Raw genomic sequence first — 15,697 nt, 5'->3', positions numbered from 1 at the left:
GGCACGCCCGGTCAAAGGCCCTTGAGAGAACCGCACACGTGCATAATCTGAACGCAGCCCTGGACCTGCCGGAAACCCCGATGCTGCGCTTTGCCGGCCACAGTTTCGAGCCGCTTGCCTCCGGCGCCCTTTACTGGCGCGCCCGCGAGACGCTGCTGGTGGCCGATCTGCATTTCGAGAAGATGGCCAGCTTCGCCCGCCGCGGCAGCCTGCTGCCCCCTTACGATACCGGCCTGACCCTGTCGCGGCTCGAAGCCGATCTGCGCCGGACCGGCGCCAGGCGGCTGTTGTCGCTGGGCGACAGCTTCCACCGCGCCGATGCGAGCGGCCTGCTCACCCCCGCCGACCGCATGCGCCTCGATGCCCTGACCGATGCGGTGGAGTGCATCTGGCTTTCGGGCAATCACGATCCCGCCCCCCACGCCATTGGCGGCCTGTGCCGTCCGGGGTTGGAACTGGATGGCCTCATTTTCGCCCACGAGCCGGAAAAGGGCGCGAAAAACCGCATTTCCGGCCATCTGCATCCGGCGGCGCGCATCGCCATGCCGGGCCGTTCCACCCGCAAGCCCTGCTTCGTCCACGACAACCGGCTGATGATCCTGCCGGCCTATGGCAGTTCCACCGGCGCCATCAACATCCTCTCCGCCCCCTTTATCGGCCTTTTCCACTGGCCGGCGCTGGAAGTGGTCATGCTGGGGCGCGATCGTACCTATCCCGTGCCGGTCCGCCGGCTGGTCGGCGGCTAGGGGGGCGGCGGCGGCGGCGTGCCAGGCGACTTCCTCTTCCACAATGCCCCTCCCGTTCCACGATGTCATTCCCGCGCAAGCGGGAATCTCCGTTTCCCTTTCTGGCGGCCGAACAGGGATTCCCGCGTGCGCGGGAATGACCCGGGTGAAAGGATGAACACCCCGAGCCCGAACCCCACCAATCGCCCAGAGGCTTTCATGTTTTTGACGGAAGCGGCGATCAGCACCCTCCCCCCCTTGAGGGGAGGGTTGGGGAGGGGGTGGATCTGACGGATCACCGAAGGACCCCCACCCCCGACCCCTCCCCTCAAGGGGGGAGGGGAGCAAGAAAGCGCTGATCCACTTGACAGTGAAAGGCTCTAGGGGGAGGGGGCGGCGGCGTGCCATGCGACTGCCTTTTCCACGATGCCCGTCCCGTTCCACGATGTCATTCCCGCGCAAGCGGGAATCTCCGTTTCCCTTTCTGGCAGCCGAACAGGGATTCCCGCGTGCGCGGGAATGACCCGGGTGAAAGGATAAACACCCCGAGCCCGAACCCCACCAATCGCCCAGAGGCTTTCATGTTTTGACGGAAGCGGCGACCAGCACCCTCCCCCTTGAAGGTGGAGAATTGCATATGAGCCCGACGATGAAAGACTCTAGGCGGCCTGCCCCGCGACCCAGCCCGAGGCCCAGGCCCATTGGAAATTATAGCCGCCCAGCCAGCCGGTGACGTCCACCGCCTCGCCGATGAAATAGAGGCCGGGCACGGTGCGCGCCTGCATGGTGCGGGGGTCGAGCCCGGCGGTGTCGATGCCCCCCAGGGTCACCTCGGCGGTGCGGTAGCCCTCCGAGCCGACCGGTTTCAGGCTCCAGCGCTGCACCGCCTCGGCGGCGGCCGTCAGCTTCTTGTCGGAAAGGTCGCCGATCATGCCGGGCAGATCGATGGTTTCGCCCAGCATTTGCGCCAGGCGCTTGGGCAGGTGCTGGGCCAGCACCGTGTGCACATGCAGTTTCGGCGTTTCGCGCCGCGCCGCGCGCAGCAGGTCGAGCGCGTCCCGGCCGGGCAGCAGGTCGACGCCGATCGCGTCGCCCTCGCGCCAATAGGAGGAGATCTGCAGGATGGCGGGGCCCGACAGGCCGCGATGGGTGAACAGCAGTGCCTCCTCGAAACGCGTCCGGCCATGCGTCACCACGGCATCGGCCGAAACCCCGGCCAGGGGCTTCAGCTTTTCCAGCGCGCCCGGCTCGAAGGTCAGCGGCACCAGGCCCGGCCGCGTCTCGGTGACCGCCAGGTCGAATTGCCGCGCCAGCTCATAGGCAAGGCCGGTGGCGCCCATCTTGGGAATGGACTTGCCGCCGGTGGCGACGACGAGGCTCGCCGCCGTCACCCTGCCGTCCCCCACCATGACGGCGAAGCCCTCGGCGGTCCGCTCGACGCTGCCCACCTCGCGGCCGGTCCAGATGGCGGCGCCGGCGGCGCGCAAATCGTTGGTCAGCATGGCGACGATCTGGGTGGCCGGCCCGTCGCAGAAGAGCTGCCCCAAAGTCTTTTCGTGAAAGGCGATGCCGTGCCGTTTCACCCGGTCGATGAACATGTCGGGGGTGAAGCGCGACAGCGCCGAGAGCGCGAAGCGCGGATTGGCGCCCAGGAAGCGCTCGCGCCCCAGGGCGGCGGTAGCGTTGATATTGGTGAAATTGCAGCGCCCGCCGCCGGAAATGCGGATCTTCTCGCCCGGATTGCGGGCGTGGTCGACCACCAGCACCCGCCGTCCCCGCCGCGCGGCCTCGATGCCGGCCATCATGCCGGCGGCGCCGGCGCCAAGGACGATCACGTCGAAATCGGGCATGGCGGGCGTCCTTGGGTCGGTGTTCGCTGTGGTGCAGGCGTCCCTATGCGCCGGCCGGCGGGCGCGGTCAAATTCATTGACTCTTTCCTATTTGGGAGTATGAGAAGTCCTGCTCTTTGAAAGGACGCAGACCGTCATGGCCAGAACCGGCTCCATCGCCGCTTTCGCTGTCGCCCGGTGCCTTGCCGGGACGGCTAAAACCATGACCAAAATCACCAAAACCGCCTGACGCTTTTCCCCGGGTCGCCTCCCGCCGGGGAGGGGCCGACAAGCAATTACCGCGTCGCCCGGCGATGCGCGGGGGCGGAACGGGAAGGGACCGGAGTTCCAAAATGGGTTATCGCGTCGCAATCGTCGGTGCCACGGGCAATGTGGGCCGCGAAGTTCTCAATATCCTGGCCGAGCGCAAGTTTCCCGCCGACGAGGTGGTGGCGCTGGCCTCCTCCCGCTCGATCGGCAAGGAAATCTCCTATGGCGACAAGGTGCTGAAGGCGCGCGACCTGCAGCATTTCGATTTTTCCAGCGTCGATTTCGCCATCCTGTCGGCGGGCAGCGCCATCGCCAAGGAATGGGCGCCGCGCATCGCCGCCGCCGGGGCCATCGTCATCGATAATTCGAGCTATTGGCGCTACCATGCCGACGTGCCGCTGATCGTGCCGGAGGTGAACGGGCCGGTGCTCGACCGCTGGCTGGCCGATCCCAAGCGCAGCAATATCATCGCCAATCCCAATTGCTCGACGGCGCAGCTCGTGGTGGCGCTCAAGCCCCTGCACGACGCGGCGACCATAAGGCGCGCCGTGGTCTCGACCTATCAGTCGGTCTCGGGCGCCGGCAAGGGAGGCGTCGACGAGCTGTGGAACCAGACCAAGGGCATCTTCGTCAACGACAGCCCCAGCCCGCAGCAGTTCACCAAGCAGATCGCCTTCAACGTCATCCCCCATATCGATGTCTTCATGGAGGACGGCTACACCAAGGAAGAATGGAAGGTGCTGGCCGAGACCAAGAAGATTCTCGATCCCCGGATCAAGGTGACCTGCACGGCGGTGCGGGTGCCGGTCTTCGTGGGCCATTCCGAGGCGGTCAATCTCGAGTTCGAAAAGCCCATCACCGCCGACGAGGCGCGCGCGATCCTGCGCGAGGCGCCCGGCATCAGCGTCATCGACAAGCGCGAGGCGGGCGGCTATGCGACGCCGGTGGAATGCGTGGGCGAATACGACACCTATGTCAGCCGCATCCGCGAGGACGTGACGGTGGAAAACGGCCTCGCCCTGTGGGTGGTCTCGGACAATCTGCGCAAGGGCGCCGCCCTCAACACCGTGCAGATCGCCGAGACGCTGCTGGCCAAGGGCCTCGAAAGCCGCAAGGCGGCCTGATCGGCATTTGTGAAACCCCGCGCGTCACCGGCAATGACGGCGGAGGCGAAGGAGCCGGGGATTCCTTCTTCCACCCCGCTCACACCCTCCGACGCTGCCCTCGGGCCTTGACCCGAGGGCCACTCGCAACGCAGGCCGACACCTCCCATCCCGCCGAAAACGGCCCTCGGGTCGGAGCCCGAGGGCAGCGCTCCGGCTGGGAGAACATCGTTTAAACCCCGACACCCCCACCCGTCATTGCCCGGATAAACCGGGCAATGACGCAGGAGGTGGAGGAGCCGGGAACCGGAATCACCCGCCTCAGTCGGTCAGGGATTCGGCCGGGGCGTCGAGCGAGGTGCCGCCATCGTCCGTCGGGGCGGGCGCCGGCAGGGTGCTGGGCTGGAGCGCGTTGAGCTCGTCGGGGTTGAGCCCGCCGCTCAGGTCCAGGTCGGCGGCGTCGAACTCCTCCTGGCTGAGGTCGGGCCAGACGGCCTGCAATTCCACGAAGCTCAGCTCGCCGCTGCCGTCGATATCGACATCGGCGAAGGTCAGCGGGGTCTGGGCGAGGGCCGGGGTGGCGGCCAGGGCCAGGGCGGCGAAGCCCAGGACGAATTTGTTCATGGTCAATCTCCGGTGGGGTGTCTTCACCCCTCATGGGTCTAAAAAGCCGCAGCCATCCCGGGGACGTTCGGGATGGCTGGCTGGGCTGCCCCCGCATTGGGGGCAGGTCGCGGCCTTACTGGGCCGGGGCGGCGTTGGCGGCCGCCAGGGCGTCGTATTCGTCGGCCGAGAGCTCGCCATTGCCGTCGGTGTCGGCGGCGTTGAACGCCTCTTCGGTCAGATCGGGCCAGGCCACCTGGGCTTCGGCCAGGGAGACCGAGCCATTGGCGTCGGTGTCCACCGAGGCGAAGTCGGTGGCGGCCTGGGCCATGACGGCGGTGGAGAGGCCGAGGGCGAACAGCGAGGTCAGTACGATCTTCTTCATGGGAGGTTTCTCCATGTTGACTTTGGGAGGAGGCGGCACCGGGGACCGGCGCCGGCGGTCCGCTCTCCGGCGAGCCGCGGCAAGGACACTCGCCCCCCAATATGGCTGCCATTGGCCCCGACCTTGGCGCGGCCGGACAAATGTTTGGGCGTTTTCCGGGCAGGCGCCGGGCCTTGCGATCCGGGGGCCGGCAAGCAGCGGGGACGCCCGCCCGATGTGTTCGGGAGGATTGTAACGGGCATTACCGTTCACGATCGGGGCGGGGCCGGTACAAATTTGCGGCCGAATCCGGGCAAGTGATCACGCGCAAGTGATCGCGCCGGGCTCGACATGGCGGCGGCCCGGGAAAGACTGGATGAAAATCAGAGTTCGGGACGGATGAAATCGCCGCTTTCGTTCATCACCCACAATTCCCCGGTGGAAATGTCGAACCAGGCGCCGTGCACGGCCAGCTTGTCCTCTTCCTCGAGCGCGGCGACATAGGGGAAGGAGCGCAGATTGCGGATGGAATTGCGGATGGAGATGCGCTCCATGGCGGTCTGCCGCTCGCTGGGCGTGAGCAGGCCGTTCTGGCCTAGCTGGCTGGGCAGGTCGCCCAGCATGGTGAGCCATTTGCCGATGAAGTCGCCCTTGTCGAGGGGGCGGAACTTGGGGTCGAGCGCGGCGGTGATGCCGCCGCAGCGGCCATGGCCCATGATGACGATATTGGCGATGTTGAGCACCTTGACCGCATATTCTATCCCGGCCGAGGTGCCGTGCTGGTTGCCGTCGGGCTCATAGGGCGGCACCAGATTGCCCACATTGCGCAGCACGAACAGCTCGCCCGGCCCCGCATCGAAGATCAATTCGGGTGCCGCACGGCTGTCGCAGCAGGCGATGATCATCGTGGTGGGGGTCTGCCCGGCCTCCGCCATGTCGCGGATGCGGCCCTTTTCACGGGCATAGCGCCCCGACATGAAGTGGGCATGGCCATCGAGAAGGTGCTGTGGAAAGCTGTGCATCGCTTTCGAATAACGCTATGAGGCTTCCAGATCAATCGCTGGTTTCATGCAGCCGGCACATGGGGGGCATGTATGCTGATCTACCGGTTTCTGACGGGCGAGGACGACGCCGCCTTCTGCCACAAGGTGACGAAGGCGCTGGCGGAAGGCTGGCAATTGCATGGCGGCCCCACCTATGCCTATGACGCCGTCAGCAAGAAGATGCGCTGCGGCCAGGCGGTGACCCGGGTGGCCAGGGACCAGCCCTACGATCCGGAGCGGAAGCTGGTGGATTATTAGCGCCTTCCCCATCGTCACCACCGGACTTGTTCGGGTGGTCCACGCGAAACCACAAAATGGGTTGCCGGGATGAACCCGGCAATGACGCAGGAAGAGGGGCGCTGCAGGGCAGCCCCTGCTTTCTACCCTTCCCCCACGGGCACATCCCGAACATCGTGTGCGGCAGGCGAACAAAGTGCGGAACGCGCCGAAAGTAGCAGGTCCGGGGTGGCGCAGGGCTTTGATTTCGGGATGATTGGGCGCTAGAACCCTCGAACCATTCCAAACTGCCGCGGCCCCGCGCCGCCGCGCACGGCCCCGGATTAGCCCCATGTCGGTCAGAGCCCGCCCAATATCGCCGCATCTGCAGATCTATCGCTGGACCGTCACCATGACGATGTCCATCCTCCACCGCGCCACCGGCATCGCCAATTATGCCGGCATGGCGCTGTTCGCCCTCTGGCTGGTCGCCGCCGCCAGCGGGCAGGAGGCGCTCAACCAGGTCAATCTCGTCTATGGCAGCTGGTTCGGCCAATTGGTGCTGTTCGGCTTCACCTGGAGCCTGGTGCACCACATGCTGGGCGGCTTGCGGCATTTCGTGTGGGATTTCACCGCCATGATGGAGCCGGGCCAGCGCGAGGCCATGGCCTGGGTCACCATTACCGGCTCGGTGGTCCTTACCCTGCTCATCTGGACCCTGTTCGTGTGGATGGCCTGACATGCGCGAAGAAGTGATCACCACCGACATTATCGCCGATCCCCGCTCGCGCTACGGCGATTCGCGGGCCTCCACCCGCCATTTCATCACCCAGCGCCTCAGCGGCGCGATCAATGTCGCCTTTCTGGGCCTGCTGCTGTTCCTCGTGGTGCGGCTGGCCGGGCAGGACCGGCCCGACATGGTCGGGGTCATCGGCAATGCCTGGATCGGGCTGCCGCTGGCGGTGCTGATCGGCGTTGCCGCCATCCATATGCGCAACGGCATGCGCGACGTGCTGGAGGACTATGTCGCCGGCCGCATGTATCGCCTGCTGATGCTGCTCAACACGCTTTTCTGTCTCATCGTCGCGGCCGCCGGGATCGGCGCCGTGCTCAAGCTGGTCTTCTGGGGTTGATCGCAATGGCCAATTACGAACTGATCGACCACGAATTCGACGTGGTGGTGGTCGGCGCCGGCGGCGCGGGCCTGCGCGCTACGCTGGGCATGGCCGAGCAGGGCTTCAACACCGCCTGCGTCACCAAGGTCTTCCCCACCCGCTCGCACACCGTGGCGGCCCAGGGCGGCATCGCCGCCTCGCTGCAGAACATGGGCCCGGATAGCTGGCAGTGGCACATGTACGACACCGTCAAGGGCTCGGACTGGCTGGGCGACAACGACGCCATGGAATATCTGGCGCGCGAGGCGCCGGCCGCCATCTACGAGCTCGAGCATTACGGCGTGCCCTTTTCGCGCACCGGGGACGGCCGCATCTATCAGCGTCCCTTTGGCGGGCACATGACCGAGTTCGGCGACGGCCCTCCGGTGCAGCGCACCTGCGCCGCCGCCGACCGCACGGGCCATGCCATCCTGCACACGCTTTACGGCCAGTCGCTCAAGCACGACGCGCAGTTCTTCATCGAATATTTCGCGCTCGACCTGATCATGGGCGAGGACGGCGCCTGCCAGGGCGTCATCGCCTGGAAGCTCGACGACGGCACGCTGCACCGCTTCCGCGCCAAGCTGGTGGTGCTGGCCACCGGCGGCTATGGCCGCGCCTATTTCTCGGCCACCTCCGCCCATACCTGCACCGGCGACGGCAACGGCATGGTGGCGCGGGCCGGCCTGCCGCTCCAGGACATGGAATTCGTGCAGTTCCACCCCACCGGCATCTATGGCGCCGGCGTGCTCATCACCGAGGGCGCGCGCGGCGAGGGGGGCTATCTGACCAATTCGGAAGGCGAGCGCTTCATGGAGCGCTACGCCCCCAACGCCAAGGACCTGGCCAGCCGCGACGTGGTCTCGCGCTGCATGACGCTGGAAATCCGCGAGGGGCGGGGCGTGGGGCCCAAGAAGGACCATATCTATCTGCACCTCGACCATCTCGATCCCAAGGTGCTGCATGAGCGCCTGCCGGGCATTACCGAGAGCGCCAAGATCTTCGCTGGCGTCGACCTCACCCGCGAGCCGATCCCGGTCCTGCCCACCGTGCACTACAATATGGGCGGCATTCCCGCCAATTATCACGGCGAGGTGCTGAACCCGACCGCCCAGGACCCCAACCGCGTCGTGCCGGGGCTGATGGCGGTGGGCGAGGCCGCCTGCGCCTCCGTCCACGGGGCCAACCGGCTGGGCTCCAATTCGCTGACCGACCTCGTGGTGTTCGGCCGCGCCGCCGCCCTGCGCGCCGGCAAGGTGCTGGACAAGGCCGCGCCGGTGCCGGGCATCGACAAGGCCCAGGACGACAGGATCCTCGCCCGTTTCGACCGGCTGCGCCATGCCGACGGCTCCCGGCCTACCGCGGCGCTGCGCGACGAGATGCAGCGCACCATGCAGGCCGACGCCGCCGTGTTCCGCACCGCCGAAACGCTCAAGCTGGGCGTCGAGGCGATGGGCGAGATCTATGCGTGCCTGCCCGACATCAAGGTCACCGACCGTTCGCTGATCTGGAATTCCGATCTGGTGGAAACGCTGGAGCTGGAAAACCTCATGGTGTGCGCCATGACCACGGTGGTTTCGGCCGAGGCGCGCCATGAAAGCCGCGGCGCCCATGCGCGTGAGGATTTTCCCGATCGCGACGACGAGAACTGGCGCAAGCACACGCTGAGCCGCCTGAACGTCGAAACCGGCGCGGTGGAACTGTCCTACCGCCCGGTCATCGTCGATCCGCTGACGCCCGAAAGCGAAGGCGGCATCGATCTCAAGAAGATCGCGCCCAAGGCGCGGGTCTATTAGGAGAGAAAGATGGTTTACGCCGTGGTTTTCGATCTCGATACGACTGTTCTACAGGCGACCTACCATAACTCGTCCTACAACAATGCCTATAACGACATCCGCAAAGTTCTAGGAAATTACGGCTTCGACTGGCAGCAGGGCAGCACTTATTTCGGCAACGCCAAGGTCGATGCCGTGACCTGTGTTCTGGCGGTGCAGGACCTGTCGTCCCAGTATGACTGGTTCTCCGCTTCCGTGCGCGATATCCGCATGCTGCGCATCGAAGAAAATAACGACCTCATGCCTGCGGTTGAGCGGGCGAAGAACCTGGGGAAGAACTGATGCGCGCGGCCCTGGCTCTGTCCGCCGTCCTGCTGCTGGCGGCGCCCGCCTTCGCCGCCGCGCCCACCTCCGCCCAGAAGGACGAATTCTATTCCGTCTGCATGGGCATCGCCCAGGATGCGGCGCTGTGCGGGTGCAAGGCCGATGCGGCCATGACGCTGATCGATCAGCGCTTCATGGGCGTGGTCATCGCCTCGATGCGGGGCGGCGCGCCCGCCGCCGGCGATTACCAGGCCTACAATACCTATGTCGCCAGATCGAACCAGATCTGCAAGCCGAACTATTGAGACGAACGCGCCGGGTTGAGCGGCGCAGAATGAGGACACAATGGCCGAACTGACGCTTCGCAAGGCCGATCAGCCGCAAAAGGGCAGGACCTGGCCCCGGCCGGAAGGCGCCACGCGCCTGCGCGAATTCCATGTCTATCGCTACGATCCGGACAAGCAGGACAATCCGCGCATCGACACCTATTTCGTCGATCTGGACGATTGCGGCCCGATGGTGCTGGACGCGCTGCTCTATATCAAGAACCGCATCGATCCGACGCTGACGCTGCGCCGCTCCTGCCGCGAGGGCATTTGCGGCTCGTGCTCGATGAACATCAACGGACTCAATACGCTGGCCTGCACCAAGGGCATGGACGACAGCAGCGGGCCGGTCAAGATCTATCCCCTGCCGCATATGCCGGTGGTCAAGGACCTCGTCCCCGACCTCACCAATTTCTACGCCCAGCACCGCGCGATCGAGCCCTGGCTCAAGACCACCTCGCCCACGCCCGAAAAGGAATGGACGCAGTCGATCGAGCAGCGGGCCCTGCTCGACGGGCTCTATGAATGCATCCTGTGCGCCTGCTGCTCCACCTCCTGCCCCTCCTATTGGTGGAACGGGGAGAAATATCTCGGCCCCGCCGCGCTGCTCCAGGCCTATCGCTGGCTCATCGACAGCCGCGACGAGACCACCTCGGAGCGCCTCGACAATCTCGAGGACCCCTTCAAGCTCTATCGCTGCCACACCATCATGAACTGCTCCAAGGCCTGCCCCAAGGGCCTCAACCCCGCCAAGGCCATTGCCCAGATCAAGAAGATGATGGTGGAGCGCCGCGCCGCCTGAGCGGTTTTCCGGGCTTCCGGTCCGCATCCCTCCAGCGTCACCGCCCGGTTTATCCGGGCGGTCCATGCGATGGTACGACAAAGCTGGATTGCCCGGCTGAACCGCGCAATGACGGCGTGCAGGATGCGCACCGTGCCGAGTAGTCCGGCGGGGCGCCATACACCACCCTCAGCTCAGCGCCGCCCGACCCTCCTCGAAGGCGGCGCGGCAGTCGGTGGCGTCGGATTTGAGGTCGCTGTCGAGCAGGACGCCGGCGACGCCGGGGCCCTCGAAGCGCGGATCGTCGCACTGGCCGTCCTCGGCATAGGGTGAGGAATCGTCGCCGAAATCGATGGCCGAGCCGTCATAGGGCGCGCCCAGCGCGTAATCGGGCTGAAAGACCGGCTTGATCGAGACCTGGCCCGCCGCTTCCAGCGCCCGGCAATCGCTGGCGTCGGCCATGACGTCGGCGGCCAGCAGCTTCTTGGACATGCCCGCGCCGCCAAAGCGCCAGTCGTCGCATTCCCCGTCATCGGCCCATTTCGAGCTGTCGTCGCCATAGTCGAACACGCCGCCGAGGTCGTCGGCCGATTTCAGCGCCACCGTGCCGGCGAGGAAAGCGGCGCGGCAGTCGCTGGCGTCGCCCTTGCGGTCGCGCTCGGTGCCGCCCGAGACGGCGCCGATGCCGGTAAAGTCGGGGTCGTCGCAATCCCCGTCATGGGGCCAGGAGCCGCCGTCGTCGCCGAAATCGATGCGGGCGGCCAGCAGTTCCAAGGCCGGGGCGGCGGGCGAGGCGGCGGGCGGAGCGACCGGCGGGGCGGCGGGCGGCTCCTCCTCCGCCAGCGCGATGGTGCCGTCCGCGAAGGCCTGGCGGCAATCGCTGGCGTCGCGGCCGATATCGATGTCCTGCGGCTCGCTGGTCATGCCCGGGCCGGCAAAGCGGGGATCGTCGCATTCCTGGTCGCGTGCCCATTCCGAGCTGTCGTCGCCGAAATCTATCGCCGCCGCAGCAGCCGCCATGGCATCGGCAGCGCCGTCATGCTCTTCTGCCAGGGCGATGGTGCCGGCCTCGAAGGCGGCGCGGCAGTCGCTGGCGTCGCGCCGCAGATCCGCATCGATCAGTTCCACCGCCATGCCCGCGCCGACAAAGCGCGGATCGTCGCATTCCCCGTCATTGGCCCATTCCGAGCTGTCGTCGCCGAAATCGACAGCGTCCGTCTGGGCCAGCGCCGGGGCCGAAAGCCCGGCCATCAGCGCCAGCGCGAGGCCGGTCCGAGCCAGGCCGCGATTGAACATGCGCATGAAAAATCTCCCTCACCGTTCCGGACCCCACGATCCCCGGGCCATCCTATACCGCCCCGGCGGCGGCCAAAAGCGGAGAAAGCCGCCTAGCCGCGCGGATGGGCGCGGACATAGCTTTCCAGCAGATGCTCGGTGTCGAGGGCGGTGTAGATCTGGGTGGTGGAGAGGCTGGCATGGCCCAGCAGTTCCTGGATGGTGCGCAAATCGCCGCCGCGCCCGAGCAGGTGGGTGGCGAAGGAGTGGCGCAGCGCGTGGGGCGTGGCCGAGGGGGGCAGGCCGAGGGCGCCGCGCAATTGCTGCATGCGCAACTGGATCAGCCGGGGCGAGAGCGGGCCGCCGCGCACGCCCCGGAACAGGGCCTCCTCCGGGCCGGGGGAGAAGGGCATCAGCCCGATATAGGCGTCGATGGCCTCGCGTACCGCGGCGATCAGCGGCACCATGCGCACCCTGCCGCCCTTGCCGGTCACGCGCAGCGTCTCGGCGTCGAGATCGGCCCTGGTCAGCGCCAGCGCCTCGGAAATGCGCAGTCCCGCGCCATAGCAGAGCGCGATCACCGCCGTGTCGCGGGCGGCGACCCAGGGCCGCTCCTCCATCGCCTGGGCGGCGTCGATGGTGTCTTTCGCCTCGCTCACGCTCAGCGCCTTGGGCAGGGTGCGCGCCAGCCTGGGCGTGCGCACCGCGTTGAGCGCCTCGGTGGCCAGCGTGCCCTCGCGTTCGAGGAAGCCGAAAAAGCTCTTGAGCGCCGACAGGGCGCGCGCCAGCGAGCGCGAGCCCACGCCGTCGCCGCGCCGCTGCGCCATGAAGGAGCGGATATCGGCGCCGCGCAGCTCGCGCAGCGATTGCAGCGAGACCGGCCCGCCCATATGCCGGGCGAGAAAGCCCATGAACTGACCCAGATCGCTGCCATAGGCCTCGAGGGTCCTGGGTGCGAGGCGCCGGACCGAGGCCAGGTCGCGCAGCCAGTCCGCGATGCGGGCGCGGATGAACGGATCGGTGGAAAAGGCGCTGTCGGTCATGGCGCGAGCATAGACCGGCCCGGTTAGCAAATCTCTATCCGGATGTGGATGGCGCGTGGTTTCGGGCAGGGGCGAACGCTAACGATGTGCTGGCGTTCGCCGGGAGGATGGTACGGGGCGCGCCGCCGCGGAATCGCTTGCAATGATTTTGGCCAGATGCGAACAGAACGGGCACAGATGCATATCGGTCCGGACATCGTCGCAGTGATGGTGGGGGTCGCCGTCGAGGGCCCCTACAGCTATCGCGTGCCCGCGGGCATGGCGGTGGAGCGCGGCTCGATCGTGGCGGTGCCGCTGGGGCCGCGGCTGCTATTGGGCGTCGTCTGGGGACCACCCAGGGACAATATCGCCCATAACCGCTTGCGCGATATCGCCCATGCCTTTGATGTGCCACCGCTTTCCGAGGAATTGCTGAAACTGGTGGAATGGGTGGCGCGCTATACGCTGGCGGCGCCGGGACAGGTCCTGCGCGGGGTCCTGCGCTCGCCCGAGGCACTGGACGCGCCGCGCCCGGTCGTCGCCTATCGGCGCACCGGGCACGAGCCGGAAAAGCTCACCCCGGCGCGGCTGCGCGTGCTCGACACGCTGATGGACGACATGGCCTGGCCGCGGCCCGCCCTTATCGGCGCCGCCGGCGTCTCGCCTTCGGTCATCGAGGGGCTCGAGCGGGCCGGGGCGGTGGAAAGGCTTGAAATCCCGGCGCCTCCCGTGGTTCTGCCGCCCGATCCGAATGGCAATCCCGCCCGGCTCAATGCCGGACAGGAGGAGGCGCTAGCCCGGATCCGGGGGCTCACGGTCGACGCGTTCGGCGTGGCGCTGCTCGATGGCGTCACCGGGGGCGGCAAGACGGAAGTGTTCTTCGAGGCGGTGGCCGACACGCTGCGCGCCGGGCGGCAGGCCTTGATCCTGCTGCCGGAAATCGCCCTCACCAATACCTTTATCGACCGCTTCACCCGGCGTTTCGGCACGAGGCCGGCCGAATGGCATTCGGACATGACCCCGGCCCAGCGCGCCCGGGTCTGGCGCGGCGTGCTGGAGGGCACGGTGCGGGCCGTGGTGGGGGCGCGTTCGGCGCTTTTCCTACCCTTTCGGGAACTGGGCCTGCTGGTGCTCGATGAAGAGCATGACGGGGCCTACAAGCAGTCGGACGGCTTCACCTATCACGCCCGCGACATGGCCATCGTGCGGGCCAGCCTCGCCGAGGCGCGGGTGGTTCTGTCCTCGGCCACGCCATCGGTCGAGTCGCGCAACAATGCCAATCAGGGGCGCTATGCGCATGTGCGGTTGGAGAGCCGTTTCGCCGAGGCGGCCATGCCCGATATCGCCGCCATCGACATGCGCGCCGACGGGCCGGCGAAAGGCGAATGGATCGCCCCGGTGCTGGCGCGGGAAGTCTTCGCGGCGCTCGACCGGGGCGAGCAGGCGCTGCTTTTCCTCAACCGGCGGGGCTATGCGCCGCTGACCCTGTGCCGCGCCTGCGGCCATCAATACCAGTGCCCCGACTGTTCGGCATGGATGGTCGAGCATCGCTTTCGCGGCGTTCTCATGTGCCATCATTGCGGGCACGAAACGCGTACTCCCAAGGTGTGCGGCGAATGCGGCGAAGCGGAAAGCCTCGTGGCCGTCGGCCCCGGCATCGAGCGGGTGGCCGAGGAGGCGGCGGCGCGCTTTCCCGAGGCGCGGCGGGTGCTGCTCTCGACCGATATGGGCAGCCATGCGCAATTGCGCGAGCGCTTCGCCGAGATCGAGCGGGGCGAATACGATCTCATCATCGGCACCCAGCTCGTGTCCAAGGGCCACCATTTCGAAAAGCTCTCGGTGGTGGGCGTGCTCGATGCCGATCTGGGTCTTGCCCATGGCGATCCGCGGGCGGCGGAAAAGACCTTCCAGATCCTGACCCAGGTGGCGGGCCGGGCGGGCCGCGCCTCCCGGCATGGCAAGGCGTTCCTCCAGACCTATCACCCCGATCATCCGGTGATGAAGGCCATGGTGGGCGGGGACCGCGAGGCCTTCTACGCCCAGGAACTGCTGGCGCGCGAGGCCGGCGGCATGCCGCCCTTCGGCCGGCTGGCGGCGCTGATCGTCTCGGCCAACAGCCAGCAGGCGGCCATGGCTCATGCCCGCATCCTGCTCTCGGCGGCGCCCATGGCCGACGGGGTGCGGCTGTTCGGCCCGGCCGATGCGCCCATCGCCATGATCCGCGGCAGGCACCGGGTGCGGCTGCTGGCCCAGTCGGGCAGGGATTTCGATCTGTCGGGCTATGTGCGCTTCTGGCTGGCCGGGGCCGAAAAGCCCCGGGGCGACCTCAAGGTGCAGATCGACATCGATCCGATGAGCTTCATGTAGCCGGGCGCGAGCGCCGCCATTGCAAAGCCATCGCGGCGACCAGCAGGCCGACCATAGCCAGCGATATCAGCGCATTATAGCCGGCAAGGGACAGCCCGAGGAAACGGAACTGCACCACATCGCAGCCGATGACGGGTTGCAGATTATCGAGCGCGTCGAGGGAAAAGCTCTCGCCCAGGCCCGAACAGGCGGTCGGGCCGGGCCAGAAGCCCCACTCCACCCCGGCGTGGAAGGCCCCCATATAGGTGCTCCAGACGAAGATCAGCGTCACGATGGCCATGGCCAGATACCAGACCGGCCGCGGCAGGCGGTTCCAGAGGAGAAGGACGAGGCCCAGGATCGGCAGGCCCCAGTAATAGGCGAGGCGCTGCTCGAGACAGAGCTCGCAGGGTTGCAGGCCGCCGAGATATTGCGAGCCGAGCGCCGCCAGAATGGTGACGAGGCCGAGCAGGAAGGCGAGACCGGCGGCGATCTTGTCGAGCGGGCGGGTGGTGGTCATGACGCGAGGGCCTCCGGTGAC

17 protein-coding genes are annotated in these 15,697 nt (G+C 67.1%); 10 read left to right on the top strand and 7 right to left on the bottom strand.

The window, feature by feature from the left end:
- Window positions 1-38: 38 nt before the first annotated feature.
- Window positions 39-746: a ligase-associated DNA damage response endonuclease PdeM gene (gene pdeM, locus ACFOOL_RS04355; protein ID WP_380095204.1), complete on the top strand. Its 708-nt coding sequence runs from the start codon at window positions 39-41 to the stop codon at window positions 744-746.
- A 638-nt stretch (window positions 747-1,384) separates the two neighbouring features.
- On the opposite strand, the gene ACFOOL_RS04350 is transcribed toward pdeM, so the two are convergent.
- Window positions 1,385-2,575 carry a BaiN/RdsA family NAD(P)/FAD-dependent oxidoreductase gene (locus ACFOOL_RS04350; protein WP_380095202.1) on the bottom strand — a complete coding sequence of 397 codons (1,191 nt, stop codon included), beginning with the start codon at window positions 2,573-2,575 and terminating at the stop codon, window positions 1,385-1,387.
- A 332-nt stretch (window positions 2,576-2,907) separates the two neighbouring features.
- Here ACFOOL_RS04350 and ACFOOL_RS04345 point away from each other — a divergent pair, with 332 nt between their 5' ends.
- Window positions 2,908-3,948, top strand: a complete 1,041-nt coding sequence (locus ACFOOL_RS04345; protein WP_380095199.1) for an aspartate-semialdehyde dehydrogenase — start codon at window positions 2,908-2,910, stop codon at window positions 3,946-3,948.
- Between the two features lie 300 nt (window positions 3,949-4,248).
- Here ACFOOL_RS04345 and ACFOOL_RS04340 read toward each other — a convergent pair whose 3' ends face one another.
- The 3 genes from ACFOOL_RS04340 to ACFOOL_RS04330 form a co-directional block, all read right to left on the bottom strand.
- Entirely contained in the window at window positions 4,249-4,551 is a 303-nt protein-coding gene (locus ACFOOL_RS04340) for a hypothetical protein (RefSeq protein WP_380095197.1), read from the bottom strand.
- Between the two features lie 115 nt (window positions 4,552-4,666).
- Window positions 4,667-4,915: a hypothetical protein gene (locus tag ACFOOL_RS04335; protein ID WP_380095194.1), complete on the bottom strand. Its 249-nt coding sequence runs from the start codon at window positions 4,913-4,915 to the stop codon at window positions 4,667-4,669.
- A gap of 362 nt (window positions 4,916-5,277) precedes the next feature.
- Complete coding sequence (locus ACFOOL_RS04330; RefSeq protein ID WP_380095193.1) at window positions 5,278-5,916, bottom strand: carbonic anhydrase; 639 nt, start codon at window positions 5,914-5,916, stop codon at window positions 5,278-5,280.
- Between the two features lie 72 nt (window positions 5,917-5,988).
- On the opposite strand from ACFOOL_RS04330, the gene ACFOOL_RS04325 reads away from it, so the two are divergent.
- The 7 genes from ACFOOL_RS04325 to ACFOOL_RS04295 all read left to right on the top strand — a co-directional run bounded on the left by ACFOOL_RS04325 (window position 5,989) and on the right by ACFOOL_RS04295 (window position 10,534).
- Window positions 5,989-6,195 (top strand): DUF1737 domain-containing protein, encoded by a 207-nt coding sequence (locus ACFOOL_RS04325; RefSeq protein ID WP_380095190.1) that lies wholly within the window; start codon window positions 5,989-5,991, stop codon window positions 6,193-6,195.
- Window positions 6,196-6,505: 310 nt separating this feature from the next.
- Window positions 6,506-6,892: a succinate dehydrogenase, cytochrome b556 subunit gene (sdhC, locus tag ACFOOL_RS04320; protein WP_380095187.1), complete on the top strand. Its 387-nt coding sequence runs from the start codon at window positions 6,506-6,508 to the stop codon at window positions 6,890-6,892.
- A 1-nt stretch (window position 6,893) separates the two neighbouring features.
- On the top strand, window positions 6,894-7,286 hold the full coding sequence (gene sdhD, locus ACFOOL_RS04315; protein ID WP_380095184.1) for a succinate dehydrogenase, hydrophobic membrane anchor protein: 393 nt from the start codon (window positions 6,894-6,896) through the stop codon (window positions 7,284-7,286).
- Window positions 7,287-7,291: 5 nt separating this feature from the next.
- Window positions 7,292-9,103: a succinate dehydrogenase flavoprotein subunit gene (gene sdhA / locus ACFOOL_RS04310; protein WP_380095182.1), complete on the top strand. Its 1,812-nt coding sequence runs from the start codon at window positions 7,292-7,294 to the stop codon at window positions 9,101-9,103.
- A 9-nt stretch (window positions 9,104-9,112) separates the two neighbouring features.
- On the top strand, window positions 9,113-9,424 hold the full coding sequence (locus ACFOOL_RS04305; protein WP_380095179.1) for a virulence factor: 312 nt from the start codon (window positions 9,113-9,115) through the stop codon (window positions 9,422-9,424).
- Window positions 9,424-9,711, top strand: coding sequence for a hypothetical protein (locus ACFOOL_RS04300; RefSeq protein WP_380095176.1), 288 nt, complete (start codon window positions 9,424-9,426; stop codon window positions 9,709-9,711). Before ACFOOL_RS04305 ends, ACFOOL_RS04300 begins: the two co-directional genes overlap by 1 nt.
- Window positions 9,712-9,751: 40 nt before the next feature.
- Window positions 9,752-10,534, top strand: a complete 783-nt coding sequence (locus ACFOOL_RS04295; RefSeq protein ID WP_380095174.1) for a succinate dehydrogenase iron-sulfur subunit — start codon at window positions 9,752-9,754, stop codon at window positions 10,532-10,534.
- A gap of 168 nt (window positions 10,535-10,702) precedes the next feature.
- Here the strand turns inward: ACFOOL_RS04295 and ACFOOL_RS04290 are convergent, their stop codons facing one another.
- Both ACFOOL_RS04290 and ACFOOL_RS04285 read right to left on the bottom strand, forming a co-directional pair.
- On the bottom strand, window positions 10,703-11,815 hold the full coding sequence (locus tag ACFOOL_RS04290; RefSeq protein ID WP_380095172.1) for a hypothetical protein: 1,113 nt from the start codon (window positions 11,813-11,815) through the stop codon (window positions 10,703-10,705).
- 86 nt (window positions 11,816-11,901) lie between these two features.
- The gene (locus tag ACFOOL_RS04285; RefSeq protein ID WP_380095169.1) at window positions 11,902-12,861 is read right to left on the bottom strand and encodes a tyrosine recombinase XerC; all 960 of its coding nucleotides are present in this window, start codon (window positions 12,859-12,861) and stop codon (window positions 11,902-11,904) included.
- 147 nt (window positions 12,862-13,008) lie between these two features.
- Here ACFOOL_RS04285 and ACFOOL_RS04280 point away from each other — a divergent pair, with 147 nt between their 5' ends.
- A complete protein-coding gene (locus ACFOOL_RS04280) occupies window positions 13,009-15,177 on the top strand; it encodes a primosomal protein N' (RefSeq protein ID WP_380095166.1) in 2,169 nt (722 codons plus the stop codon).
- On the opposite strand, the gene ACFOOL_RS04275 is transcribed toward ACFOOL_RS04280, so the two are convergent.
- Window positions 15,170-15,676 (bottom strand): disulfide bond formation protein B, encoded by a 507-nt coding sequence (locus ACFOOL_RS04275; protein ID WP_380095163.1) that lies wholly within the window; start codon window positions 15,674-15,676, stop codon window positions 15,170-15,172. The two genes, ACFOOL_RS04280 and ACFOOL_RS04275, sit on opposite strands and share 8 nt — an antisense overlap.
- Between the last annotated feature and the right edge of the window lie 21 nt (window positions 15,677-15,697).

Origin of the sequence: Devosia honganensis (genome assembly GCF_042648785.1) — a bacterium.
GTDB lineage: Bacteria > Pseudomonadota > Alphaproteobacteria > Rhizobiales > Devosiaceae > Devosia > Devosia honganensis.
This window is presented reverse-complemented; position numbering and strand designations above follow the sequence as displayed.